The sequence below is a fragment of the Gordonia sp. AC31 genome (genome assembly GCF_031844505.1).
Taxonomy (GTDB): Bacteria; Actinomycetota; Actinomycetes; order Mycobacteriales; family Mycobacteriaceae; genus Gordonia; species Gordonia hongkongensis.
Map to the genome: position 1 here is coordinate 92,518 of NZ_JAUZVK010000014.1, position 25,277 is coordinate 117,794.

Here is a 25,277-nt window from a genome sequence, read left to right on the forward strand (position 1 = left end):
CGCTGGTCGGCCACCACTACGATGCGCTCATGGGTTCCGGCGCGGCACGCATCGACCTCAACGCCGACCTCGGTGAAGGCATCGGCGACGACGCGGCGATGTTGGGGATCGTCACCAGCGCCAACGTGGCGTGCGGCTTTCACGCCGGCACCCCCGCGCAGTTGCTCGCCACCTGCCGGGCCGCGGTCGACGCCGGGGTCCGGATCGGCGCCCAGGTGTCCTACCCCGATCGCAGCGGCTTCGGGCGCCGGTTCATGGAGATGACGACTCCGGACCTCGTCGCCGACCTGGTGTACCAGATCGGCGCGCTCGACGCCCTCGCCCGATCGGTCGGCGGGGCCGTCACCTACGTCAAACCGCATGGCGCGCTGTACAACACCATCGTCCATCACGAGCAGCAGGCCGAGGCCGTGGTCACCGCGGTCCGCGATGTCGACGCCGGATTGGCGGTCATGGGGCTACCGGGATCGGAGGTGCTGTCACGCGCCCGACGGGCGGGACTCGACACCATCTCCGAGGCGTTCGCCGACCGCGCCTACACCCCGGAGGGCACCCTCGTGCCGCGCGGAACCGACGGCGCGGTGTTGTCGGACAGCGCCGAGATCGCGCGACGGGTGGTCGAACTCGTCACGACGGGCCGGATCGGCGCGATCGACGGAACCCTGATCGACGTCGACGCCGGATCGGTCTGCCTCCATGGCGACACCCCGGGCGCGGTCGGACACGCGCAGGCCGTGCGCGACGCACTCACCGCCGCCGGAATCGTCATCGGCGCGCCACCGGCCTGACCGGCCGGGAGGGATGCTGCCTAGCCGCGTCGCTGGCGGGCGAACTCGGCGAGGACCACACCCGCGGCGACCGAGGCGTTGAGGCTCTCGACGTCGCCGGCCATCGGAATGGACAGGATCGAGTCGCAGCTCTCGCGGACGAGGCGGGAGAGCCCCTTGCCCTCCGAACCGACCACGATCACGGTGGGGCCGCTGCCGTCGTAGTCGTCGAGGGTGACGTCACCGTCTGCATCGAGACCGACCAGTTGCGCCCCGGCGTCGGCCCAATCCTTCAATGTGCGAGTCAGATTGGTCGCGCGGGCGACCGGCAGGCGCGCCGCGGCACCGGCGCTGGTCCGCCAGGCGACGGCCGTCACGCTCGCGCTGCGTCGTGCGGGGATGACCACGCCGTGCCCGCCGAAGGCCGCGACCGAGCGGATCACCGCGCCCAGGTTGCGCGGATCGGTGATGTTGTCGAGGGCGACGAGCAGCGGCGGGGTGCCGCTGGCCTTGGCCTCCGCCATCAGGTCGTCCGGGTGGGTGTACTCGAACTCCGGCACCTGCAGCGCGATGCCCTGGTGCATTCCGTTGGTGGACAGGCGATCGAGTTCGGGTTTGCCGACCTCGAGGATGGAGATCGCCGAGTCGCCGGCGATCTTCACCGCCTCGGCGACCCGCTCGTCGGGCTCGGAGTTGGTGGCGATGTACAGCGCGGTGGCCGGCACGCCGGCGCGCAGGCATTCCACAACCGGATTGCGGCCGAGGACATACTCGGGGCCTTCGTCCCGGGCCCGCGCCCCGCCGCGGCCGGCCGCCGACTTCGACGCCGCCTTGGCTCGCTTGTGGGCCGGATGATACGGCCGGTCAACCGCTTTCGGTGTCGCGCCACGGGCCTCGAGGCCGCGGCGACGCTGACCACCCGACCCGACGGTCTGTCCTTTCTTGGTGCCGTCCTTGCGAATCGCGCCTCTGCGCTTGGAATTCCCTGCCATCACGCCTCACCCTTCAATGCCCATTGCGCACCGTCGGGGGTGTCGGTGACCTCGATACCGGCCTGCGCCAGCCGATCCCGCACCGCGTCCGCGGTCGCCCAGTCCTTGGCGACGCGCGCGTCGGCGCGTCGCTGCAATTCCGCCTGCACCAGCACGTCGAGTGCGGAGGTGGTGGCCGACTCGTCGGCGGCACCCGCCCACCGGTCGTCCAGCGGGTCGACGCCCAGAATCCCCATCATCGCGCGGACCGTGGATGCCGCCGCCAGCGCGGCGGCTCCGTCACCGGACTCCAACGCGGTGTTGCCCTGCCGAACCACGTTGTGCACGACCGCGAGTGCGGCCGGGACGCCGAGGTCGTCGTCGAGCGCGGCGGCGAACTCGGGGTCGACATCCCCGACGACCACCTCGCCCACGCGCGCGCCGACCCGGGCCACGAACGACTCGACGCGCCGATAGCCGGCGGCGGCCTCGGTGAGCGCGCCAGACGAGTACTCCAGCATCGACCGGTAGTGCGCGCTGCCGAGGTAGTAGCGGAGCTCGACCGCCCGGACCCGTTGCAGCATCGCGGGGATCGACACCACGTTGCCCAGCGACTTGCTCATCTTCTCGCCACCCATGGTGACCCAGCCGTTGTGTAACCAGTAGCGCGCGAACGCATCTCCCGCACCGTGTGCCTGCGCGATCTCGTTCTCGTGGTGCGGGAAGATGAGATCCATCCCGCCGCAGTGGATGTCGAACTCAGCGCCGAGCAGCGAGGTGGCCATCGCCGAGCACTCGAGGTGCCAGCCGGGACGGCCGGGGCCCCAGGGCGTCGGCCAGGACGGCTCGTCGGGCTTGGCCGCCTTCCACAGGGTGAAGTCGCGGGGATCGCGTTTGCCGGTCCCCGCGCTCTCGCCCTGATGCACGTCGTCGAGCCGGTGTCCGGACAGCGACCCGTACTCCGGCAGGCTCAGGACGTCGAAGTACACATTGCCGTCGGCGACGTAGGCGTGTCCGCGGTCGATCAGTCGCTCCATGTATTCGATCATCTGGGTGACGAACCCCGTGGCCCGCGGCTCGGCCGACGGCGGCAGGACCCCCAGCGCGCGGTAGGCGTCGTCGAACGCACGCTCGTGGGTGGCCGCCCATTCCCACCACGGCCGTCCCGCGTCCGCGGCCTTCCGCAGGATCTTGTCGTCGATGTCGGTCACGTTGCGCACGAACAGCACGTCGAGGCCCTGGTGGGTCAGCCAGCGCCGCAGGATGTCGAAGGCGATGCCGCTGCGGACGTGCCCGATGTGCGGAACTCCCTGGACCGTCGCCCCGCACAGGTACACCGACGCCTGGCCTGGGTGCAGCGGCACGAAGTCGCGCACCTCTCGGGAGTCGGTGTCATACAGGCGCAGGGTCACGACCGGCAATCCTACCGGACCCTGACCTGGCCACCTACGGCCCGAGCCGCAGGTGCGCGCACCTCACGCACGCTCACCGGGGACGCCGACCGGGCCGGCCGGCTCCGCGACGACGGCGGCGGCGGTCGCCCTCATCTCCGCGATGGTCGCGGAGAGGACCGCGACCGCCCTTTCGGTGGCGGGATGCCGCACGCGGACGTGGATCCCGTCCGCATCGCGCCAGAACCACCACTGTGCGGTGTCGGTCGGTTTGGCACTGGAGACCTGTTCGGCCCGTACCCCGCGGTGCGGACCCGGCAGCCGCGTGTAGTCGACGTAGGACATCATGAAGACGTCCGACCGGCGCTGGCGGAGCCGGTTGCCGAAGGCGAGGTAGACCGGGGTCAGCCCGATCTCGGCCAGCGGCAGGGCGGCGGCGAGCCGGGCCGTGTTGATCTCTGCCGCCGCGAACAGATCGTCGCCCGCGGTGATCCGCAGGGGCGCGTTGCCCACCGACCAGCCGACGCACCCGGGGCCCGCGCCGGTGCCGGTGGGCACCACGGTGGCGAGCTCGTCGGGCCCGCCGAGCGACTTGACGGCCATCGCCGCGCAGGTGAGCACCGCGGGGTACGTCCGTCCGCCGTGTCGGTGGACCGCCGAACTGAATGCCCGCGCAGTATCGCCCGGCAGGAGGGTCTCGACGATCGTGCGCATCTCCACGGATTCGCCCGCCGGGACACCGAGGTCGACGGGGAACTCCGGGACCTGCCAGTCGGTCGCGGCCAGGAATCGTCCCCACTCGACCAGTCGGGGGTCGTCGGGGGTCACCGCCGCCTCGTCGCCCGCGACCCGACGCAGCGCGTCCAGCCCGGACTCCGCGGGAGCGAGGGCCGCTCCGGCGAGCAGATCGCAGATCTCGGAGGACAGCAGCGCCATCGAGCGCGCGTCGACGTAGCAGTGGTCGAACCCGCAGACGAGGGTCGTGCTCGACGCTCTGCGGACGGCGGCCAGGAAGTGCGGCACCGGCTCGAACGGGTTGCACGTGGCGGTGATCCGTCCGGACAGGTCGGCCGCGAATCCCGCGGGCCCGAGCCCGGCGTCGGGTTCGGGCGAGTCCTCCTTGACGTCGACGCCGCCGTGCAGCACGCGCTGGTATCCGGTGTCGGTCGCCACGTAGTGGCTGCGCAGGACGTCGTGCCGCGCGATGACGGTGGACACCACCTCGCCCAGGCGCGCGAGCTCGAGCCGCTCGGGGAAGTCGAGCGTGAGCGCGATCCAGCCGGGCTGCCCCTGCGCGATCGAGCCCAGGTGGAATCGCTCGTTCTCCGACACCGGCGCGCTCGACGACGCCGCGCAGCCGCCGGGTATCGGGAGCCATCGGATCAGTTCCCCCGGCTCGACCTCCCAGGTCTCCGAACTCGAGAGCTTCACCGCTCGGGCCTCCCGCTCGCATAGTCGTCGAGGATGCCGCCGACACGTGCGAGGTGGTCGGCGACCGATGTGCGTGCCACGTCGTTGTCGGGGAGATGACACCGGACGACGAGGCCCGCGGGGGTCCGCGTGAACCACAGGTTGGCGTTGCGCGTGGGGCCGACACCACTCGAGGTCTGCATCGTCGTCAGGGCCGGGTCGTCGCCGATCGGTAGTCGCGCCAGATCGGTATAGGACACCATGTACGGGCTGCCGTCCAGGCCACGGAAGACGCCTTCGGCGGCCAGCAACGCCAGGACCCCGTGTGCGGGTGCCGAACTCGCGCGGCGCGCGGCGCGCACGCTGCGCCCGGCCGCGCGCACCACGTCGTCGAAGGGCACCGGCTCGGCGGGGAGCTCCACGGCGATCGGGGCGAAGTTGCACAGCCAGCCCTGGGTCCACGCGGTCCCGGCGTCGCGGGTGGCGAGCACCGTGGAGACGAAGAACCGCGACTCACCGGTGATCTCGCGGTGACGCACCGCCAGGGCGGCGTACAGGAGACCGGCGAATCCCCCGCCGGTCCGGTCCAGTCGGGCGTCGCAGCGCGCGAGCGCATCCGGATCGAGCAACCACTGCTCCACCGCGACCGCCGGGGCCGGGGCGTCGTCGGTGAGGCCCAGGTCGAGCGGGCACCGCGGTGCGCGACCGTCGTTGGCCAGCAACACCTCTCGCCACATCGCCACCCGCTCGTCGTCGGGCGGGAGCGCGGCCGCCGCGGACCGTTCGGCGAGCACGGCTTTGCCGAACGCGCCCGGCGCCGGCGGTGTGGGTGTCCTCCCCGCGCAGTGTGCACGGTAGAGCGCGGTGATCTCGGTCAGTGCGAGCACCGACGAATATCCGTCGCCGTGTGCGTGATCCGTGGCCACGAAGAACGTGAAACCGCCGTCGCCGACGGTCGCCGCCCACCAGGACCCCGGAACCAGTTCCGCGCGAGCCTTTTCCGATGCCCGACGCCCGACCCAGGTGCCGAGATCGGCCCCGTCCACGACGACGGATTCGGAGTCGGCGACCTCGATCACGTACTCCTCGGGCGGCGCCACCCACCGCTGGGGACCGTCCGGTCCGGGGCGGTAGTGCGCGCGCAGTTCTTCGTGCCGACGCACGAAGTCGGTGAGCGCCGCGGCCATCGCGCCCTCGTCGAGGACGGTGTCGAAACGCATGGCGGCGAGCAGGAATCCGGTGTGCACCTCGCCGCGACGCCGCTTGTCGCCCATCGTCGCCAGGTGGTCGGACTGCAGGAACGAGACCCCGCTCCCCCACTGCTGCGCGGCACGGCCCACTCGATCGGCTTCGCGCAGTTCCCATTCGACGGTCCGACCGCCGATCAGGTGGTCGCGCAGCGGGACCACCACCGAGCCCGGCGCACCGAACCGGGGCGTGGCGAAGACGGTCCGCACGGCGCCGGTCATCAGCTGCCGAGTGCGGCCGTCGACCCTCCGGTGTGCGCTCCGGCCGGCACGGATTCGACCGCACGGTAGGTGTACTCGCAGTCACCGTCGGCGACGATCGTCGTCAGGATCTCACGGAACGTGGAGAGGAAGACCTCGACGGCGGCGGCGTTCTCGTCGGCGGGGAATCGCGCGGACACGTTGAGCCCGGTCGGAATCCGGTTGATCCAGAAGTAGACCTCGTCGGCGTCGCGCGTCGCGCTGCGCAGCACCCGCGCCTGGCGAGGTGTCCAGTCGGCCGCACCCTCGGCATGACGGAGGTCGATGTAGGACACCACGAAGCCGGGCGGGGTCACGTCGCCGCCGATGAGTTCGGCCACCGGCGCGAACGGGGCCGCACCCACGCTCTTGTACTGCGTGGAGGTCGCCGCCACGGCCGTCAGCGCGTCGGTGAACTTCGCCGGCCGGCCGGGCCGGACCGCGACGGGGATGATGCCGACGAACCAGCCGACGGCTTCGCCCCACTCGATGGCGTTACGGGTGTGCACCGGGCCGATGAATCGCAGATCCGCACTGCCCGACAGCGCGGCCGAGGTCATGGACAGCGCGGTGTAGATCCCCGCCGTCATCGACGATCCGGCACCCTTGCACACCGCGTCGAAGCGCTTGGTGTCCGCGGCGTCGAGCAGCCAGTGCGACAAGGTCGCCTGGAACCCGTTGTCCGGCAGGCGTTCCGACACGATGGTGCGCGGCGACCCGGCCGGCACCTCGAACCGCGGGAAACGCGGGACGGGTTCGGGCTGCACGGCGGTCGGGGTGTCGTCGAAGAAGTCCCGCCACTGACTGACCGCGACGTTGTTCGCGTCGATCTGCTCACCGAGTCGACGCTCGGCGTCGCTGAAGTCGAGGTAGCTGCCGAACTGGTGCAGCGCGTGGGGTTCACCGGTCACCTCGGCGGCGTAGAGTGCGGTGAGCTCGCGGATGGCGAACACCTGGGTGTAGGCGTCCATCACGGTGTGGTCGGCCGCGAACACGAGCAGGAACCCGGTGTCGTCACCGGTCGGCTCCACGGTCACGGCGATGCAGTGCGGCCAGCTCAGCGGCGTGACCGTGCGATTGAAGTAGTCGGTGACCAGGCCGGAGACCTCGTCGGCGGCCAGGTCCGACCCGAAGTCGCGCTGGCGGACGGTGATCGAATCGGCCGATATGGTGATCCGGGTCAGGTCGCCCTGCGGATGCTCCGGTTCGTGGACGCGTACCGAGGTCCGGAAGGCCTCGTGCCGGCGATACCACGCGATGATGGTGCGGGAGAGAGCTTCCCGGTCGAGCGGATGCTCGATCCGGAAGGCGGTGCCGATCCACTGGCTGTACCACTCCGACCCCTCGCGGACCGCCCGGCGGGCGTGTTCGAGGTGCATGTAGGACAGCTGTCGGGAGTCCGTCTGCCACTCGGTGGCGTCGACCTGCGGCTCCCAGGCGGTGACGGTGCCGCCGGGCATCGAATAGTCGGTCAGCTCGGTGTATTCCACAACTTCCTCCGTGTTCGCCACGCGTTCGAGCACCTCGGTGGACGTCCTCAACGACACCACCGCAGACCCAGACACCACAGCCGATCGCACCAACGTGGTTAGGACGCCCTTATCAACGGTCAAGACAGTAACCCGGATCCGCCTTGATTGATAGTTTGGCGAGCAAAATGAATGCGAGGCTATGCGGTGGCAAGAGTCGGCCGACAACCTGAACTCGAACGTCCGTAGGTCCGACTAACGTGCTCGTATGGCTCTGACCCTTAGTTTTGAGGTCGCCGGAGCGCTTTTCTGCCGTAGCAATGACCGCTGGGCGCGCGGGAGTCGCCCTTTGGTCCGTGACTCGGTGTGAAAGATCTCATCGTCAGAACCCCTACCGAACCGCGATTTCCCTCTCGTGTCTCCCGGAGAGGCGTCCGGTAGTGTGCGCGTCCTGCGGTGAAGAGTGCGGAGTCCGTACCGGCAATCACCTGACCCGATCAACCAACGGCAAGGCAAGCATGAATTTTGCATCCCTGGTCCGCCCCGACCGCACGTCGGCACCGGAGGCCGTCGACCGCCTGACCGCCGACGACGACCTGTTCGTCCGGATGGACGTCGTCCTCGGCCTCCCCGTCGTGAACCAGACACTCTGGCGGTTCCCCGGCACGGTCGACGTCGACACCATCACCGCACTCGGCCAGAAGTTGCGTTATGGGCGCCTGAGCAGGCTCGTCACCCGACACCGTGGACCGGGCCGCGCGTACTGGCGGTACACCCCGGAGGCAGGCGCGGTCTCGGTGCAGACCGAACCGGTACCGGCCGGCGACGAGGAGGCCTGGGGGCGGGCACAGGCGGACGCCCCGCTCGACTTCGAGAACGGGCCGGCGTGGCGGCTCGTCGTCGCCCGCGCGGCCGCCGACGACTCGGTGCTGGTCTCGCTGATCATCTCCCATGTCATCGCCGACGGCGGCACCGGAGCGGTCGCGGTCATCGAGGCCATCCACGGCCTCGACTACGTGCCCGGCGCCGAACCCGGCCTCGTCTCCGACGTCCGCGATGCGGCGGACCTGCTGTGGACCGCGGGCACGACCGCGGCGCGGATCTGGCGGGCGAGCCGGTCCACCCCGCCGCCCTCCCCCGTGCGGGTGACCGGCCGGACCACACCCGACACCGACGTCTCGAGCGCCGAGACCGCGCCGAATGTCACGGTCCTGATCCCGCAGGCGGACTACGCCGGGGCGGCGAAGTCCCGCGGGGGCACCGACAACAGTCTCTTCGCCGCCCTGATGGTCGGCATCCTCGAGCGCAGCGGTCGCGTGTCGGAAGGGGACGTCGTCCCGGTCTCGCTGCCGGTCTCCTCCCGCACGCTCGACGACCGGCGGGCCAACGCCAGCTCGGGCGCAACGGCTTTCGTGGAGGTCGTCCCCGGGCGCTACGACGACCTCACCGCGGTGCGCACCGCATGCAAGGACGCCTACGGCAGACTCGCCGCAAACTCGGGCGCCGTCGCGCAACGAGCCGTCGTGTTGCAGGCGCTGAGCCCGTCGATCACGCGGCGCCTGGCGTCCAAGGTGACCACACCGCTGTGCCTGGCGTCGAACGTCGGCCAGGCCCCCGACGAGTTCGCGACGCTCGGCACCGGAACCGCTGGTGCACTGTCGATCCGGGCCATCACCGCGACCGGCGACCCGGTGCGGTTGCGCGACCGCAAGGGCGGTGTCAGCGGCTGGCTCGCGATCAACGACGGCCACGTGATGTTCAGCGTCAGTTCCCTCGACCCGGTCCGCATCCCCGACGCCGCGTCCCTGCGGTCCCTCGTCGACGACGAGCTCGCCGCCTGGGGGATCTCGGGAAAGCCCTGGGGCGCATGAGGTTCGCATTCGCGGTCCACGGCAGCCGGGGTGACATCCAGCCGGCGATCGCGCTCGGCGCCGAGCTCACCCGGCGCGGACACGGGGTACGTCTGGCCGTACCGGAGGATCTGGTCGACATGACCGCCGCGACGGGTCTGCCGACCGAGGTGCTGGCACCGTCGACCGCCGAGCTCCTCGCGAGCCCTCTGGTGAAAGAACGCCTCAAATCGAAGAACCCGCGCGTACGTCTGCGTGCACTCGGCGAGGTCGCCGAACACGGGCGCGCGACCTCCGAGCGCGTGATGCGCGAGCTCGCCGACTCCTCGGATCTGCTCGTGACCGGTCCGCTCGCCCAGGACCGCGGCGAGGCGATCGCACAGAGTCGTGGAATCCCGTTCGTGCCGTTGCACTTCTGTCCGCTGCGGCCCAACGCGAGCCTCGACGTCCGCTACCGCCGCTACCCCCGGCCCGTCTCGCGAGCGATGTGGCTGCTCGCCGACCGCACCTATTGGCTGACGGTGCGCGGGGCGGACCGTCGACTCCGCCACGAACTCGACCTACCGGTCGCGAAAGGCCCACTCGGAAGCCGGCTCCGCGCGCGGGGCGTGCCGGAGATCCAGGCCTACGACGCCGCGCTCTTCCCCGGTCTCGACGAGGAGTGGGGCGCGCAGCGTCCGCTGGTCGGATTCCTGTTGCCCGACAGCGCGTCCCGGAGTGCGATGGCGGCCGGGAACGACGCGACGGCCGCCGCGCTGGACTGGATCGGCGGAGGCGAACCGCCGATGTATGTCGGTTTCGGCAGCATGAAGATCAGCAGCGAGCAGATCACCGCCATCGTGTCCACTCTGCTCGCCCGCGGCCTGCGCGTCATCGGGCACACCGAACACCCGCTGCCACACCACGACCGGCTGCTGCACATCGATGGGCCCGTCGACCACGAGCTCCTGTTGCCGCAGTGCGGCGGTGCCGTTCACCACGGTGGCGCCGGCACCACGGCGGCCGTGGCGCGCGCCGGGATCCCGTCGGTGGTCGCGTGGTTGAGCGCCGATCAGCCGATGTGGGCGGCCGCCCTGCGCAGAGCCGGCGCCGGAGCGGGCAATCGTCTCGCCCGGTTCGGCCCGGACGATCTGGCCCCCCTCACCGATCCCGCGGTGGCGGCGGGCGCGGCCGGTCTCGCCGCGCGTCTCACCCCGTCGGCCGAGGCCACCGGCCGGGCCTGCGACATCCTGCTGAGCTCGGGGAATTAGCCCGCGGCGTCCAGCAGCGCGGTGGCCACCGCGGCGATCCCCTCGCCGCGGCCGGTCATGCCCAGGCCGTCGGTCGTTGTCGCCGACACCGACACCGGGCCGCCCAGCACGTCGGACAGCACCTGCTGCGCCTCCGCACGGCGCGGTCCGATCTTGGGCCGATTGCCCACCACCTGTACGGCCGCGTTCACCACGCGGAGCCCTTCGGCCTCGATGAGAGTCCGTACGTGCGAGAGCATCTGGACTCCCGAGACACCCTCCCACTCCGGGCGACCGGTGCCGAACACGGAACCCACGTCACCCAGACCCGCCGCCGACAGCACCGCATCGCACAGCGCGTGGGCGCCGACGTCGCCGTCGGAGTGGCCTTCACACCCCGGTTCGTCGGGAAAATACAGACCGACCATCCAGCACTCGGCGGACGCGTCGACGCGATGGGCATCGGTACCGATGCCGACCCTCATCGCCCACCGACCATGTCGCGCACGATACGCAGGTCCCAGGGCGTGGTGATCTTCATGGCAAGCGGGTCTCCGGGGACGAGGTGGACATCGATTCCGCATGTCTCGACGAGGCCGGCGTCGTCGGTCGCGATACCGGCGTCATCGGCGTGCGCGCGGAGGAGGGCGTCACGGGTGAAACCCTGGGGGGTCTGTACGGCGCGCAACTCCTCGCGGTCGACGGTCCGCGTCACGCGTTCGAGACCGGCCGGGCCGGGCTCGACCTGTTTGAGGGTGTCGACGACGGGAACGGCGGGGACGACCGCCTGATGCCCGGCGCGGATCGCGGCGACGACGTCGGTGAACACCCGCGCGGGGGTGAGTGGTCGCGCGGCGTCGTGCACGAGCAGGATGCCGGCGTGGCCGGCGGCGGCGATGCCGGCGCGCACCGAATCCGACCGGTGAGCGCCACCGGCGACGACGCGCACGCCGGTCAGCAACGCCGACGCCCGATCGACGAGGTCGGCGGGCACCACGACGACCACGGTCGCCCCCAGCGAGGCGGGGATGTTGTCGATGCATCGCTCGAGAATCGTCCGTCCGCCCACATCCACGAAGGCCTTGGGCACCGGCTCACCGAGTCGGGTTCCCGACCCGGCGGCCGGGATGATGACACAGACTTCTGCGCCGGAAAGCTCCGGCGTAGGGGTCACGAAGAGTCCTGAACCAGGTACGACCGGCGGTCAGGAAGCGGCGGCGAGGACCTCGTCCAGCATGCTGGTGGCCTTCTCGTCGTCGGTGTTCTGGGCGAGTGACAACTCGTCGACCAGAACGCGACGGGCTCGGGTCAGCATCCGCTTCTCACCGGCCGACAACCCACGATCCTGTTCGCGACGCCAGAGGTCGCGGACGATCTCGGCGACCTTGATGATGTCGCCCGAGATCAGCTTCTCCTGGTTCGCCTTGAACCGGCGCGCCCAGTTGGTCGGCTCCTCGGTGTGCGGGGCCCGCAGAACCTGGAAGACCTGATCGAGACCTTCCTGCCCGACGACGTCGCGAACGCCCACGTACTCGAGCTTCGTCGAGGGAATCTGAACGGTCATGTCACCGTCGGCAACCTTGAGAACAAGGTATTCGATCTGCTCACCCTTGATGGTCCGGGTCACGATGTCTTCGACCCGGGCAGCACCGTGATGGGGGTAAACGACGGTGTCGCCAACTTTGAAATTCAATGTTCCTTGCCCCTTTCGAGTGAAGCCAGTCTAGCACGGGCGTTCCGAGGCACCCACCCAACGGTGCAGGTCAACGCGGTGAACAGGTTTCATGACAGGCTCTTGCGAGGTCGCGAGGGGTGCGCGGTGAGGGTGGGCTACCCCACCGGAGCTCCCCGTCGGCCTGGCGCGGGGTACGCCCCACCACGGTGTCGACCGGGCTCCCCGGCACCGCCCGCAGACCCCTGGGACGACGTGGGCTCGACCACCCGGCGACCGCTGCGGGGCCGTGGCGCCGGCGACGGCGAAAGACCAATCGGGTACCCGGCCGGACTTTTCCGCACCGCGCCCACTACGCTGCGTAGTGCAGGGTTTCGCGCGCTGCATGTCGGCTTCGTTTGACCTGGGAGGATCGGGTGTCAGTGCTATCACTTTCCGCGCGGCGGTCGGCGGTTCGGCCATCTCGCATGGTGACCGCGGTTGCCGCGATCGGCATCGCCGTCGCCCTCGGCACCACCGGCTGCGGTGCGGGTCAGATCTCGCAGACCGCCAATCAGCTGCCCGCGATCAACGGCGCGAACGTCAACTACGACGAACTCGGGCTCCGCGACGTGCAGATCCTCTACCCCGAGAACGACGCATCGACGGTCTTCGGCGACGGCGGACCGTTCGAGCTGGCGTTCGTCATCGCCAACTCCGATCCGCTGGTCTACTACCGCCTCAAGGAGATCAACCCCGAGGAGGGGCAGGTCACCTTCATCGAGGGCGCTGAGGCCGATGATCGCGTCATCCCGCCCAACGGGGCGCTGCGCGGCGGCACCCCGGTCGGCGCCAACCCCGAGTTCGAGAAGCGCCTCAGCGTCGAGCTCGACAACACCGGTGACACGGTCGCGGCGGGTCTGACGACCGAGCTGACGTTCGTGTTCGAGAAGCGCGAGGCCGACGGCCGCTGGGTCGATGCCGGCCAGACCACCGTCGACGCCCCGGTCGACGGCGGCGCCGAGCTCGAGCGCCAGGACGTGGCACGTAACGCCGAGCCGACCTTCTACAACCAGCATCACGGCGACGAGGGCCACGGCGAAGAGGGCTCCGGGGCCGGCACCGGCGAACACGGCGCCGACGGCGAGGGTCACGGCGAAGGCGGCCACTGACCACCGGTCGAACCACTTCCACGAGCGAGGCCCGGCACACGCCGGGCCTCGCTCGTTCTGTCGGCCCCGCCACCTAGGCTGACCGGGTGGCCAGAACCAAGACGTCCTTCCGCTGCACCGCGTGTGGCCATCAGGTGCCCAAGTGGGTGGGCCGCTGCCCCGAGTGCGGCGAATGGGGCACCATCGGCGAGGTGGCCGGGCCGGCACCGTCGGCGCGCTCGACCGCGGCGGTCGCACCGTCGAGCCCCGCTCTGCGCATCACCGAGGTCGACGCCGAATCGTCCGCCGCGATCCCCACGGGCATCGGCGAGCTCGACCGGGTGCTGGGCCGCGGCGTCGTCCCGGGCTCGGTCATCCTGCTGGCCGGTGAGCCCGGCGTCGGCAAGTCGACGCTGCTGCTCGAAGCCGTCAAACACTGGGCGGCACAGGACCGCACGGCGCTTTACATCACCGGCGAGGAATCTGCCGGGCAGGTCCGCATGCGGGCCGAGCGCACCGGCGCGGTGCACCCGAACGTCTACCTGGCCGCCGAGACCGACCTCGCGACGATCCTCGGCCACGTCGACTCCGTCGCGCCGTCACTCATGATCGTCGACTCGGTACAGACCCTCGTCGCCTCCGGGGCCGACGGCGTCACCGGCGGCGTGACCCAGATCCGGGCGGTCACGACCGCACTGGTCTCGCTCGCCAAGAACCGCGGGGTCGCGGTCATCCTCGTCGGCCACGTCACCAAGGAGGGCGCGGTCGCCGGGCCGCGGTCGCTGGAGCACCTCGTCGACGTCGTACTCGCGTTCGAGGGTGACCGGCACTCGACGCTACGCATGGTCCGCGGTGTCAAGAACCGGTTCGGGGCGGCCGACGAGGTGGGGTGTTTCGAACAGCGCGACGACGGCATCCATCAGGTCCCGGATCCCTCCGGAATCTTTCTGCATCAACGTGATTCGGATGTGAGCGGCAGCGCGACCCTGGTGACCATGGACGGCAAACGCGCACTGGTGGGCGAGGTCCAGGCGCTGGCGAACGGCACCGAGATGAACATTCCGCGCCGGGCGGTCTCCGGCCTGGACATGAACCGCGTCTCGATGGTGCTCGCGGTACTGCAGGCACGCGGGGGTCTGAAACAGATCGCGAAGAGCGAGGTGTATCTCTCCACGGTGGGCGGCATGCGCGTGACCGAGCCGGCCGCCGATCTCGCGATCGCGCTCGCCGTGTACTCCACGGTGAAGAACCAGCCGATCCCGCAGTCGACGGTGGTCGTCGGCGAGGTCGGGCTCGGCGGTGAGGTCCGTCGTGTCTCGGCCGTCGCGCGCCGACTCGCAGAGGCGAAGCGACTCGGCTTCCGGGAGGCGATCATCCCCGCGGCCACCGACGAGGAACTGCCGACGGGCATCCGGATCCTGCGTGTGGCGAACCTCGGCGACGCCGTCGGTCTCCGCGACGCCGATCCGGTGGACGCGCCCTTCTGACCCGTCCCCCTGGCCGCTGCGCCTAGGGGTACATCCGGCGTTTGTACTCCTCCGCCCGGGCGCTCTTCTCGACATGGGCGGCGAAGTGCTTCCGCACATCGATCGTCACGAAGATCGCGTGTGCGCTGGCCACCGGCTCGTCCGGATTACCGATGTGGGCGACCGCCTCGGTGAAGATCTTGCGGCGCTGTCGGCCCAGCAAGGTGCCGGTGAACTGCAGCGTCGAGCCCACCGGGATGGGCCGGATGTAATCAACCTCGAGATGCACCGTCACCCCGGAGGGCCCGATCAGGAGCGGGATCGTGCCCATCACCTCGTCGAACGCGGTGCTCAGGATGCCGCCGTGGATGACGCCGGGGCCGCCCTCCATCCGGGTCTCGACCTCCATCGACGCGTCGACGGTGAACCCCTCACCCGCATGCACCACCAGATGCAGGCCCTGCGGGGAGTCCGGTCCACAGCCATAGCAGGTCGGGTTGTGCATGCGGACGGGTTCGCCCGGCTTGGCCGCCTTCGGGTGGCGTTCCACCTCGTCCAGGTCGTCGGGCACCACGAAACTGCTGCTCTTCACACCCCGGTACCCTAGTCACCATCAGAACGGCCGATGTCGCGGGCATCCGGCCTTGCGCGGGTGGGCGCCGTCCCCGCGGGGACGGACGGGTAGCTGGAGGGAAGTCATGGTTGCCGAGGTGGTCAGATCGGAGCTGACGCGCGACACGGTGGCGCGCGTCGCGCCCGGCACGCCGCTTCGTGACGGCCTCGAACGCATCCTGCGAGGCGGCACCGGCGCCCTCATCGTGCTGGGGCACGACTCCGACGTCGAGAAGATCTGCGACGGCGGTTTCCACCTCGACGTGGAGTTCGCGCCGACGCGACTGCGCGAGCTCGCCAAGATGGACGGCGCAGTCGTGCTCTCCACCGACGGCAAGCGCATCGTGCGGGCCAACGTCCAGCTGGTCCCCGATCCCTCCATCCCGACCGAGGAGTCGGGCACCCGTCACCGCGCGGCGGAGCGGACCGCCATCCAGACCGGGCATCCGGTGATCTCGGTGAGCGCGTCGATGTCGATCGTGAGCGTCTACGTCGACGGCGCCCGCCGGGTCGTCGAGAGCCCGGACCCGATCCTGTCCCGTGCCAACGTCGCGCTGGCCACCCTCGAGCGGTACAAGGCCCGGCTCGACGAGGTGATCTCGGCGCTGTCGCGCGCGGAGATCGAGGACTACGTGCTGCTGCGCGACGCGATGTCGACCGCCCAGCGCATGGAGATGGTCCGTCGTGTGTCGGCCGAGATCGAGGAGTACGTCCTCGAACTCGGTGTGAACGGCCGGCAGGTCAGCCTGCAGCTCGAGGAGCTGATCAGCGACAACGACACCATGCGCGAACTGCTCGTCCGCGACTACTACGCCAGCCCCGAGCCGGCGACCGCCGAGGATGTCCGCCAGGCGCTCGAAGTCGTCGAAAACCTCAGCGACGCAGACCTTCTCGACCTCACCCTGCTCGCCGGGGCCTTCGGGTACCCGACGACGATCGAGGCCCAGGACACGGCGATGAGTCCCCGCGGCTACCGTCTGCTCGCCCGGATCTCGCGACTGCAGTTCGCCCACGTGGACCGGCTCGTGCGCAGCTTCGGGACCCTACAGGCGCTGCTCGCGAGCTCGTCGGCCGACCTGCAGGCGGTCGAGGGTATCGGCAGCATCTGGGCTCGCCACATCCGTGAGGGACTGTCCCGCCTGGCCGAGACCAGCATCGAGCGCTACGACTGATCGCGCCACCGAAATGCGGCTGAGTGAACTGGCAGCCGTTCAGTCTAGTATTCGGGCGTCTCGTCCCAGGACGATCACGGCAACGGCCGCGAGGCCGCTATCTGGACAGCAGTGCTCGTTCGATCATCTGCGCGTCATCGTTCGCGTCCGCCGACCACGCATACCAGTTGTGTCCGCCGTTCCGATAGTTGAACGAGATCGGCAGTCCGAGACGTGTCGATACGGCCTGGAGGGCCACCGTCGAGAACATAGCGCCAGACTCCAGCGCAACTCCCAGAGCTAGCGCGGTTGCCGCCTGCTGCACGAGCTTCGGACCCGATCCGGGATCAGCAGCCAATCGTTCCTGAAGGACCTGGTTGGCTTCGCGGAGTTCATTGCTGGTCGGAATTCCGTTCCCGGAGGAAACAATCACGGTCTGGCGAGTTCGCGCGACTTCGCCGATACGGGACAGGACGTCGTTCTGTGCCCAGCGGTTACCCGGCGCCTCAGGGTCTCCCCACATCGCGGTGCGTCCGTTCTCGATGTCGGCACGCTCACGCTGGATGGCAGGTATTCCCAACCACCCGAGCGGGTTGTCAGTCGGATAGTAGCCGGAGTAGGAACGGGCCACTTTGAACACCGTTGGATGGTCCAGCGCAAGGACGATCGCCGGACCCGCGGACATCGATACCCCGACGATGCCGTTGCCCGATCTCGGCACATCGAAGTTCCGCTGCAGATACTTCGGCAGTTCGACCCCGATGAACGAGCTCCATTGCGGCGGAATCGACTGACCGGTGGGCGCTTTCTCCCAGTCTGTCATCCACTCACCTGCACCACCGGCCGGAAAGACGAGAGTGTTGACGGAATCGTAGGCAGCGACGGTTTCAGGCTCCGCTGTCCACGTACTGAACTCCGGATTCGACCCCAATCCGTCCAGGAAGTAGATTCCGCGCCCTGCCTGGCGCTCTCGTGTGTCTGCGGCTCGGATCTGGACCGTGGCCTCTCGCCCGAGCGCAGTCGAGTCGAAGGTACATGTCTGTAGGTTCTGAGCGCGCTCGGCCGGCGTTCTCCAGACGCAACCCGCGTCAGCCCTGAGCATCTCCGGGTCGGATGCCACTGCGGGCCCGCTGCCCCACACCAGCGTTGATGATGCGCACGTCACCGCAACGCCCGCGGCAACCACACAGCGACGCATGAACGCCTTGAATCCGACTCGGATGAGAGACCTCCCCGCCAGACGAGACCGAGGTAGGAGATCTCATCATTGATACTCAACGAGTCGGTACTTTACCTAGCGAACGAATAGTTCGCGGTACCCGCCTGGCCGAGACCAGCATCGAGCGCTACGACTAGTCGCCTGGCCCGGCGAACGTGACCGTCGCTCAGGGCTGTTGGGCCGGGGCGACCATGTTGAACGTGATCGGGAACGATTCGCGTTCGCCGATCTTGCCGATGGCGGAGTAGGAGCCGGCGGGCACCTGGGTCCGCGGGCGCTCGCAACCGGGGCTGCTGGTGGTGCCCGACCAGGTGATCGTGTCCTTCACCTGCTGCGCAGGCTTGAGCACCACGTTGTTGACGGTGTTCAGCGGCGAGCAGTCGCGCGCCGACCACAGCGTCCGGGTGCCGTCCAGGGTGCGGACGATGACGTTCTGCACGGCCTTGCCGACGTCGCGGGTGCACTCGGACAGTCCCGCGTTGGTGGTCACGATGGTGAACACCGGGTTCTGTCCGATCGTGTAGGTGGGCTTGTCGGTGTAGAGGACCACCGAGATCGCCTGATCCGGGCACAGGGCCGGCCCGCCGGCCGCTCCGGGAACGCCTGCTGGACTTGCCGATTCGACCGGGGTCGCGGACCCCGCGGGCGGCCCCGCCGGAGCACCCGCCCCGCCGCCGGCGCCGCCCCCCGCATCCGGTTCACCGGAGGCGCCACCCGCCTGCGGTTCCGACGCGGGCGGCGCGGATGTCGTCGACGACGCCGATGAGCTCGACGACACGCTCGCGGTGGCTGCGGTGTTCTGCGGATCCCCGCTTCCCGACGTCATCCACACGATCAGTGCTACGACCAGACCGACCACGACCAGCGCACCACCCGCGGCGACGACGCGGCGTCGCCAGTAGATCTCGGGTGGCAGCGGGCCCTGGGGTTCGATCACGACCACAACGCTAACGGCCGGGTCTTGACTTCTGGTTCATCACGTGCGGCGTGTCGCAGCGGGAAAGCGGTCCCGAGCAGGCAAAGTCTAGAGTTCGCCTTCAGGTCCACCGCATGCGGAGACGAATACGACGTCAGGCAGACTCGGCCACCGCGGTGGGCGCCGGGCGTTCACCGATGTCCCCGTACACGCCCTGGACGTTCACCTGACCCTCGCTGAGCTGGTAGGTCAGGCCGACGATCGCCAGGCGGCCGGTACTGATCCGGTCGGCGATGATCCGGCTGCGCTGCATGAGCAGCTGCCCGGTCTCCACCACATGGCGGGCCTCGAACTCGTCGACTCGTGTCAGGCCCTCGCTACGGCCGGCGAGGATGCTTGGGGTGACCCGTTCCACGACGTCCCGGATGTAACCGCCGGGGATCTGGTTGTCGTCGAGCGCGTCGAGGGTGGCCTTCACCGCGCCGCAGCTGTCGTGCCCGAGGATCACGATGAGCGGTACCTGCAACACCTCGACGGCGTACTCGAGCGAACCGAGGACCGCCGAGTCGATGACCTGACCGGCCGTGCGGACGACGAACATGTCGCCGAGACCCTGGTCGAAGATGATCTCGGCCGCCAGGCGGGAGTCGGCGCAACCGAAGAGCGCGACGTGCGGGTGCTGGCCCCCGGCGAGTCGCGCCCGGTCCTCGATACCCTGGCTGGGATGCTGAGATTCACCTGTCACAAATCGGTTGTTGCCGTCGCGCAGGATGCGCCAGGCCTGCCGTGGTGTCGTTGCGGTCATGCCCAATAGTGTGCCATCGGGCCATCTGCTCGGTTGGTTCGATATGCATGAACGGGATCTTCCGTGGCGTGACCCGTCGTGTAGCGGCTGGCAGATCCTCATCAGCGAGATCATGTTGCAGCAGACGCCGGTGTCCCGGGTGGTCGAACCCTGGCGGGAGTGGGTCCGGCGATGGCCGGTCCCCTCGGCGATGGCGGTCGAACCGGCCGGGGAGGTCCTGCGGGCGTGGGGCAAGCTCGGCTACCCCCGACGCGCGCTCCGCCTTCACGAGTGCGCCAAGGTGCTGGCCGCCGACCACGGCGATCGGGTTCCCGAGGATGTCGAGACCATGCTGGGACTGCCCGGTATCGGGGACTACACCGCACGGGCGGTCGCCTGCTTCGCCTATGGACAGGCCGTGCCGGTGGTCGACACCAACGTCCGGCGGGTCATCGTCCGCGCGGTTCACGGGCGCGAACAACCGGCGAATCCGTCGCGGCGGGATCTCGCCGACGCGCAGGCGCTGCTCCCCCGGTCCGACGACGGCACCTACGCCGCGTCGGCGCCACGCTTCTCGGCGGCGCTGATGGAACTCGGCGCGCTCGTCTGCACGGCCCGAAACCCCAAGTGCGACAAGTGCCCTCTCGTCGACAATTGCACCTGGGTCGGTCTCGGCCGGCCGGCGCACTCCGGACCGCCGCGCCGGGTGCAGAAGTTCGCCGGCACCGACCGCCAGGTGCGCGGTCTGCTCCTCGATGTCCTGCGCAACACCGACGACGCCGTCGACCGAGCCGCACTCGACGTCGTGTGGACCTCCGACACCGCCCAGCGCGACCGGGCCCTGGATTCGCTGCTCGTCGACGGGCTCGTGGAGATCACCGCGAGCGGACGCTACTGCCTCGCCGGCGAGGCATAGCTCCGCCGGGACTCCGCCGAACGGCACCGAGACGGCTGTACCGGAACTCCGCTCGAGCCGGCGATGACAGACCTCATAATCCGTGCCGGGTTCATTGACCAGTCGTTTGATCGTTCGGAGATAGTCTCCCACCACGCCCGGATCGTTGCTAATGTCCCGATCCATGAGTCAGCCGCCGTATCCCCCTGTCCCGCCGCCGGACCCGCAGCAACCGGGCGGCTTCCCCGGGCAGCAGCCGCCCCAATACGGGCAGCAGCCGCCGCAGTACGGGCAGCAACCGCCGTACGGCCAGCAGCCGCCGCCGCAGCCGCAGTACGGCCAGGCCCCGCCTCCGCCGCCTCCGGGCGGGCCGCAGTACGGTGACGCCGGGGCCTATCCCGGAGCCCCGGATCCCTACGGCGCGCCGGGAGATTCGGGCAAGATCGACGTGGGCACCGCGTTCTCGTGGGCCTTCGGCAAGTTCAAGAACAACGTCGGCGCGATGATCCTGCCGGGCCTCGCGGTGTTCCTGTTGGGCGCAGCACTCATCGCGGTGGGGTTCTCCGCGGTGTCGATCTTCGGCACCACCGAGACCGTCGACTACGGCAATGGCTTCTACTACGAGGAGACGTCGCTCGGCCTCGGCGGCGGCATCCTCCTCGGCCTGGTGTACCTCGTTTTCATCCTGGGCCTCCTCTACATCCAGGCGAGCATCATCTCGGGCGCGGTCCGGGTGGCCAACGGCGAACCGGTGACGGCGAAGTCGTTCCTGACCCCGATCCGCTTCGGGCCGGTCATCGGAACCGCGATCCTCGTCGGCCTCATCACGGGTATCGGCTACGCGCTGTGCATCATCCCGGGCATCATCGCGATGTTCTTCCTGATGTTCTCGGTGGTCGCGACCATCGACAAGAGTCTGTCGCCGATCAACGCGATGAAGGCGTCCTTCGAGTTGACCAAGTCGAAGGTCGGCGACTCGATCCTGACCCTGCTGGTCACCTACGCCATCAACCTCGTCGGTGTGCTCCTCTGCTACGTGGGACTCATCGTCGCGGCTCCGGTGGCCCAGTTGTTCCTGGTGCACTGCTGGCGCCGGCTCAACGGCGCGCCCATCGCGCCGGCCGACCCGGCCTGACGCCACCCGTTCCTTCTCGGGGCGTACACGATTCGTCGTGTACGCCCCGAATTACGTTGCGCAGCAGCCTCAGCGGTCGAGGCCGGACAGAAATGCCTCCACCGCACCGCGATAGACATGCGGCGCGTCGTCGTGGATCAGATGTCCGGCACCCGGCACGCGGAGGTATCGGGCGTGGTCGTTGACCGCGCACATCGTCCGCATCTGCCCCGGCGGGGTGACCCCGTGCTCGGCCTCGATCAGCAGCGCCGGCACGTCGACCGAACGCCATTGCGTCCAGAAGTCGCGTCGGCCCCATTCCTCGGCGATCGCGGTCCACAACGGAATCCGGCCGTGTAACCGGCCGTCGTCGAAGGCCTCGAAGAAGTAGCGGCCGGCCACCGGCCCGAACATCTCGACGGCTTCGGCCTCGGAGGCGAATCGGTCCGGCCAGGACTCGAACCACGGGGTCCAGCTCGTGGTGGTCCGGCCGCGGAAGTCGGGGGCCATGTCCTCGACGACCAGTGCCGCGACGAGTTCGGGGTACTCCGCCGCCGCGCACCAGGCGTGCAGGGCTCCCATCGAATGCCCGATGAGGACCGCAGGCCCGCGGTCGATCCAGGTGAGGACCTCGGCGAGGTCGGCGACGAACCGCTCCGTCGCGAGTTCGCCGCCGTCGCAGGGTTCTTCGGCGTCGGCGCCGGTGTGGAACGCGGCGTCGTAGGTGAACACCCGGCCGTACCGGCGCAGCCACGGGACCTGGCGGCGCCATGTCCGTCCGCGGCCCATCAGGCCGTGCAGCAACACGATGGGCGGCGCCGCGCGCTCGACTGTGGCCGACGATCCGTTCGCGTTGTCCGCGACTTCGGGACCACCGTGGTCGCGAAGTCCGGTCTCCTGCGGAACCTCACCGTCGAACATGCCAGAACTGTAGTCGCAGAACCGCAGTGCCACCGACGACCGGCACGGGGCCCGACCGCCGTGTCGTCGTTCCCCAGACGACCGCCCGCGCGCAGCGCCTATGGTGGACGCATGTCTGTTGTGAAGATCAATGCCATCTCCGTCCCCGAGGGCGCGGGCCCCGAACTGGAGAAGCGGTTCGCCAATCGCGCCCACTCGGTCGACGGGTCCAAGGGGTTCCTCGGATTCCAGTTGCTGCGTCCGGTCAAGGGTGACGACCGCTACTTCGTCGTCACCGAGTGGGAGTCCGAAGAGGACTTCCAGGCCTGGTCGGCGGGTCCGGCCCGCGAGGCGCACTCCGGTGAGCGCGCGAAGCCGGTCGCCTCGGGTGCGGATCTGCTCGAGTTCGAGGTCGTGCTCGACGCGCGACCCAAGTCCTGAGACGAGCACGCCCTGACCTCTGAACCGGCGGCGGGCGAAACGCTCGTCGCGCCGATGTTCCCGCTCGGCACCGCCCTGGTGCCGAGCGCGGAACTGCCGTTGCGCATCTTCGAGCCACGCTATCGGCAGATGCTGGACGACCATGCCGACACCTCGACCGACCCGCCCACGGTCAGATTCGGCGTGGTACTCATCGAGCGCGGTTCCGAGGTCGGCGGCGGCGAATCACGCTGCCGGGTCGGCACCTTGGCACACGCCGAGATCACCGGCCGGCTGCCGGACGGCCGCGCGGCGCTGACCGCAATCGGCCGTCGCCGGTTCCGGGTCGAGGAGTGGCTGCCCGACGATCCATATCCCCGCGCCCGCATCACGGTGTTGCCCGAACGGACCCCGAGCCGCTCCGATCTGGCCCGTCTGCGCGACCTCGCCGAACGACACCGCGAGCTGATCCGGCGAAAGTTCCGCGCCGCCGGCGAGGACCCCGAGCCGATCATCGCCGCCTTCGCGCTCATCGACTCCGATCCCCGGGCCGCAGACCTCTCGCCCATCCACCGGTGGGCGGCGCAGACGGCGGGACAACCGCATGACCAGCAACGACTCCTCGAGGCCGAGGACCCGTCCGACCAGATCGAGATCCTCCACGACGTGCTGCAGGGGATGGAGGCCCGGGTGGCCTTCGGCAGTTCCTGACGACCACCCCTGGCATCAGAGTTAGAACGTGTTCTAGTATTGCGTGTGCCGTAGTTCACACCTGTCCATCGGCGGCTGTCGGCCGCCCTCGCCCGGGCAGGGCCCCGTCCTCTGAGGAGCACACGCGTAATGACCGAGACCGTGGAGTCCCAACCCGCCACCCTCATCGGCGGGGGCGATCAACCCCAGTTGCTCATCGGCGGCCGATGGGCCGATCCCCATTCCACCGAGACCCTCGAGGTCCACTCCCCCGCCACCGGTGAGCGCGTCGGTTCGGTACCGCTCGCCGATGCCACCGACGTCGACGCCGCGGTCCGCGCGGCGCGCGCGGCCTTCGACTCCGGGGTCTGGAGTTCGACGCCGCCCGCACAGCGCGCCGACATCATCGCGAAGGTCGCTGATCTGATCGACGAGCGGGGCGACGAGATCACCGCGCTCGTATCCGCCGAGATGGGCGCGCCGCCGAGCGCGATCAGCACCCTCCAACAGCTCCCCGGCACCGGTGTCCTGCGCGCCTACGCCAACGCGGCCCGTGACTACCAGTGGGAGGAATACCGCACCGGCCTGTTCGGCACCACCAGGATCACCCGCGAACCGGTGGGCGTCGTCGGCGCGATCTGTGCCTGGAACGTCCCGCTGTTCATCACCTGCAACAAGATGGGTGCCGCGCTGGCCGCAGGCTGCTCGGTGGTGCTCAAACCCGCACCCGAGACCCCCATGACCGGCAACTACGTCGCGCAGCTGTTCATCGAGGCGGGCGTTCCCGCCGAGGCGATCTCGGTGGTCACCGGTGGCACCGAGACCGGGCAGGCGCTCGTCGCGCATCCCGACGTCGACAAGATCACCTTCACCGGTTCGACCGCGGCCGGCAAGGCGATCGGCGCCGCCTGCGCCCAGACCCTCAAGCGGTGTTCGCTCGAGCTGGGCGGCAAGTCGGCCGCCATCGTCCTCGACGACGTCGACCTCGCCGCGAACGCCTTCATGCTGACGTTCCTCGGCCTGTTCAACACGGGCCAGGCATGCGTCGCGCAGACGCGAATCCTGGTGCCGCGCAGCCGACAGGACGAGATCGTGGCCGCGATGGTCGAGGCCGCGAAGGCGATGAAGGTCGGGCTGCCGTCCGATCCGGAGGCCCAGCTCGGACCGCTGATCACCGAGAACCAGCGGAACAAGGTCGAGGAGTATGTCGAACTCGGCAAGAAGGCCGGCGCCACGGCGGTTCTCGAGAGCGAGCGGCCCGCCGGACTCGACTCCGGTTACTTCCTCACCCCCACGATCTTCACCGGCGTCACCAACGACATGGCCATCGCGCAGGAGGAGATCTTCGGGCCCGTGCTGTCGGTGATCGCCTACGACGACGTCGACGAGGCCATCGCCATCGCCAACGACTCGAGCTACGGACTCGCCGGCACGGTGTGGACGAACGACGTCGAGCGCGGTATCGAGATCTCCACCAAGATCCGCACCGGCACCTTCGGGATCAATTGGTACGCCATCGATCCCGAGTCACCGTTCGGCGGTTACAAGAACTCGGGCATCGGCCGTGAGAACGGCCGAGAAGGTCTCGAGTCCTTCCTCGAGCACAAGTCGACGATGCTGCCGATGGGATACGAGGTGTCCACGGGTTAGACCTCCCGCCTCTCACAGGGGGGAACCGGGGCCGGACGACGTGTACGTCCGGCCCCGGTTCTTGTTTCGTGCCCGCCCACAGGC

Annotated in this window: 24 protein-coding genes; 11 read left to right on the plus strand and 13 right to left on the minus strand. The window is 69.5% G+C overall.

Features of this window, described 5'->3' with window-relative positions; translation table 11 throughout:
* Positions 1-29: 29 nt before the first annotated feature.
* On the plus strand, positions 30-788 hold the full coding sequence (locus tag Q9R39_RS17050; RefSeq protein WP_055475217.1) for a LamB/YcsF family protein: 759 nt from the start codon (positions 30-32) through the stop codon (positions 786-788).
* Positions 789-808: 20 nt separating this feature from the next.
* Here the strand turns inward: Q9R39_RS17050 and rlmB are convergent, their stop codons facing one another.
* The 5 genes from rlmB to Q9R39_RS17075 form a co-directional block, all read right to left on the minus strand.
* Entirely contained in the window at positions 809-1,759 is a 951-nt protein-coding gene (gene rlmB / locus Q9R39_RS17055; protein ID WP_065629180.1) for a 23S rRNA (guanosine(2251)-2'-O)-methyltransferase RlmB, read from the minus strand.
* Positions 1,759-3,150: a cysteine--tRNA ligase gene (gene cysS / locus Q9R39_RS17060; protein WP_065629179.1), complete on the minus strand. Its 1,392-nt coding sequence runs from the start codon at positions 3,148-3,150 to the stop codon at positions 1,759-1,761. Before cysS ends, rlmB begins: the two co-directional genes overlap by 1 nt.
* Before the next feature lie 63 nt (positions 3,151-3,213).
* On the minus strand, positions 3,214-4,560 hold the full coding sequence (locus Q9R39_RS17065; protein ID WP_311277853.1) for a condensation protein: 1,347 nt from the start codon (positions 4,558-4,560) through the stop codon (positions 3,214-3,216).
* Entirely contained in the window at positions 4,557-6,008 is a 1,452-nt protein-coding gene (locus Q9R39_RS17070) for an acyltransferase (RefSeq protein ID WP_311277854.1), read from the minus strand. Before Q9R39_RS17070 ends, Q9R39_RS17065 begins: the two co-directional genes overlap by 4 nt.
* Positions 6,008-7,516: a condensation domain-containing protein gene (locus tag Q9R39_RS17075; RefSeq protein WP_311277870.1), complete on the minus strand. Its 1,509-nt coding sequence runs from the start codon at positions 7,514-7,516 to the stop codon at positions 6,008-6,010. The genes Q9R39_RS17070 and Q9R39_RS17075 overlap by 1 nt, the downstream gene beginning before the upstream one ends.
* Positions 7,517-8,013: 497 nt before the next feature.
* On the opposite strand from Q9R39_RS17075, the gene Q9R39_RS17080 reads away from it, so the two are divergent.
* Positions 8,014-9,366, plus strand: a complete 1,353-nt coding sequence (locus Q9R39_RS17080) for a hypothetical protein (RefSeq protein WP_311277855.1) — start codon at positions 8,014-8,016, stop codon at positions 9,364-9,366.
* Positions 9,363-10,595, plus strand: a complete 1,233-nt coding sequence (locus Q9R39_RS17085; RefSeq protein WP_311277856.1) for a nucleotide disphospho-sugar-binding domain-containing protein — start codon at positions 9,363-9,365, stop codon at positions 10,593-10,595. Before Q9R39_RS17080 ends, Q9R39_RS17085 begins: the two co-directional genes overlap by 4 nt.
* On the opposite strand, the gene ispF is transcribed toward Q9R39_RS17085, so the two are convergent.
* Genes ispF through Q9R39_RS17100 form a run of 3 tightly spaced genes read right to left on the minus strand, consistent with a single transcriptional unit; the run spans position 10,592 to position 12,267 of the window.
* On the minus strand, positions 10,592-11,059 hold the full coding sequence (ispF, locus tag Q9R39_RS17090; RefSeq protein ID WP_311277857.1) for a 2-C-methyl-D-erythritol 2,4-cyclodiphosphate synthase: 468 nt from the start codon (positions 11,057-11,059) through the stop codon (positions 10,592-10,594). The two genes, Q9R39_RS17085 and ispF, sit on opposite strands and share 4 nt — an antisense overlap.
* Entirely contained in the window at positions 11,056-11,748 is a 693-nt protein-coding gene (gene ispD / locus Q9R39_RS17095) for a 2-C-methyl-D-erythritol 4-phosphate cytidylyltransferase (RefSeq protein WP_311277858.1), read from the minus strand. Before ispD ends, ispF begins: the two co-directional genes overlap by 4 nt.
* A 30-nt stretch (positions 11,749-11,778) precedes the next feature.
* Positions 11,779-12,267 (minus strand): CarD family transcriptional regulator, encoded by a 489-nt coding sequence (locus Q9R39_RS17100; protein WP_004020903.1) that lies wholly within the window; start codon positions 12,265-12,267, stop codon positions 11,779-11,781.
* A 446-nt stretch (positions 12,268-12,713) separates the two neighbouring features.
* Here Q9R39_RS17100 and Q9R39_RS17105 point away from each other — a divergent pair, with 446 nt between their 5' ends.
* Both Q9R39_RS17105 and radA read left to right on the plus strand, forming a co-directional pair.
* A complete protein-coding gene (locus Q9R39_RS17105; RefSeq protein WP_311277859.1) occupies positions 12,714-13,397 on the plus strand; it encodes a hypothetical protein in 684 nt (227 codons plus the stop codon).
* A gap of 86 nt (positions 13,398-13,483) precedes the next feature.
* Positions 13,484-14,863: a DNA repair protein RadA gene (radA, locus tag Q9R39_RS17110; RefSeq protein WP_055475228.1), complete on the plus strand. Its 1,380-nt coding sequence runs from the start codon at positions 13,484-13,486 to the stop codon at positions 14,861-14,863.
* 22 nt (positions 14,864-14,885) lie between these two features.
* Here radA and Q9R39_RS17115 read toward each other — a convergent pair whose 3' ends face one another.
* Entirely contained in the window at positions 14,886-15,434 is a 549-nt protein-coding gene (locus Q9R39_RS17115) for a PaaI family thioesterase (RefSeq protein WP_055475229.1), read from the minus strand.
* Between the two features lie 106 nt (positions 15,435-15,540).
* Here Q9R39_RS17115 and disA point away from each other — a divergent pair, with 106 nt between their 5' ends.
* A complete protein-coding gene (gene disA / locus Q9R39_RS17120; protein WP_055475230.1) occupies positions 15,541-16,626 on the plus strand; it encodes a DNA integrity scanning diadenylate cyclase DisA in 1,086 nt (361 codons plus the stop codon).
* 97 nt (positions 16,627-16,723) lie between these two features.
* Here the strand turns inward: disA and Q9R39_RS17125 are convergent, their stop codons facing one another.
* From Q9R39_RS17125 to Q9R39_RS17135, 3 genes are all read right to left on the minus strand, one after another.
* The gene (locus Q9R39_RS17125) at positions 16,724-17,803 is read right to left on the minus strand and encodes an alpha/beta hydrolase-fold protein (RefSeq protein WP_311277860.1); all 1,080 of its coding nucleotides are present in this window, start codon (positions 17,801-17,803) and stop codon (positions 16,724-16,726) included.
* 187 nt (positions 17,804-17,990) lie between these two features.
* Positions 17,991-18,761 carry a hypothetical protein gene (locus tag Q9R39_RS17130; protein ID WP_058252679.1) on the minus strand — a complete coding sequence of 257 codons (771 nt, stop codon included), beginning with the start codon at positions 18,759-18,761 and terminating at the stop codon, positions 17,991-17,993.
* Between the two features lie 133 nt (positions 18,762-18,894).
* Positions 18,895-19,545, minus strand: coding sequence for a carbonic anhydrase (locus tag Q9R39_RS17135; protein WP_055475232.1), 651 nt, complete (start codon positions 19,543-19,545; stop codon positions 18,895-18,897).
* Here Q9R39_RS17135 and Q9R39_RS17140 point away from each other — a divergent pair.
* Positions 19,544-20,440, plus strand: a complete 897-nt coding sequence (locus Q9R39_RS17140) for an A/G-specific adenine glycosylase (RefSeq protein WP_068972209.1) — start codon at positions 19,544-19,546, stop codon at positions 20,438-20,440. The two genes, Q9R39_RS17135 and Q9R39_RS17140, sit on opposite strands and share 2 nt — an antisense overlap.
* Positions 20,441-20,603: 163 nt before the next feature.
* A complete protein-coding gene (locus Q9R39_RS17145) occupies positions 20,604-21,554 on the plus strand; it encodes a hypothetical protein (RefSeq protein WP_068972210.1) in 951 nt (316 codons plus the stop codon).
* A gap of 69 nt (positions 21,555-21,623) precedes the next feature.
* On the opposite strand, the gene Q9R39_RS17150 is transcribed toward Q9R39_RS17145, so the two are convergent.
* On the minus strand, positions 21,624-22,454 hold the full coding sequence (locus Q9R39_RS17150; protein ID WP_311277861.1) for an alpha/beta hydrolase: 831 nt from the start codon (positions 22,452-22,454) through the stop codon (positions 21,624-21,626).
* Positions 22,455-22,565: 111 nt separating this feature from the next.
* On the opposite strand from Q9R39_RS17150, the gene Q9R39_RS17155 reads away from it, so the two are divergent.
* The 3 genes from Q9R39_RS17155 (at position 22,566) to Q9R39_RS17165 (ending at position 25,193) form a co-directional block, all read left to right on the plus strand.
* Positions 22,566-22,874: an antibiotic biosynthesis monooxygenase gene (locus tag Q9R39_RS17155; RefSeq protein ID WP_035717146.1), complete on the plus strand. Its 309-nt coding sequence runs from the start codon at positions 22,566-22,568 to the stop codon at positions 22,872-22,874.
* 54 nt (positions 22,875-22,928) lie between these two features.
* Positions 22,929-23,564, plus strand: a complete 636-nt coding sequence (locus Q9R39_RS17160; protein ID WP_176455922.1) for an LON peptidase substrate-binding domain-containing protein — start codon at positions 22,929-22,931, stop codon at positions 23,562-23,564.
* 129 nt (positions 23,565-23,693) lie between these two features.
* Positions 23,694-25,193: an aldehyde dehydrogenase gene (locus Q9R39_RS17165; RefSeq protein WP_311277862.1), complete on the plus strand. Its 1,500-nt coding sequence runs from the start codon at positions 23,694-23,696 to the stop codon at positions 25,191-25,193.
* Positions 25,194-25,277 lie beyond the last annotated feature (84 nt).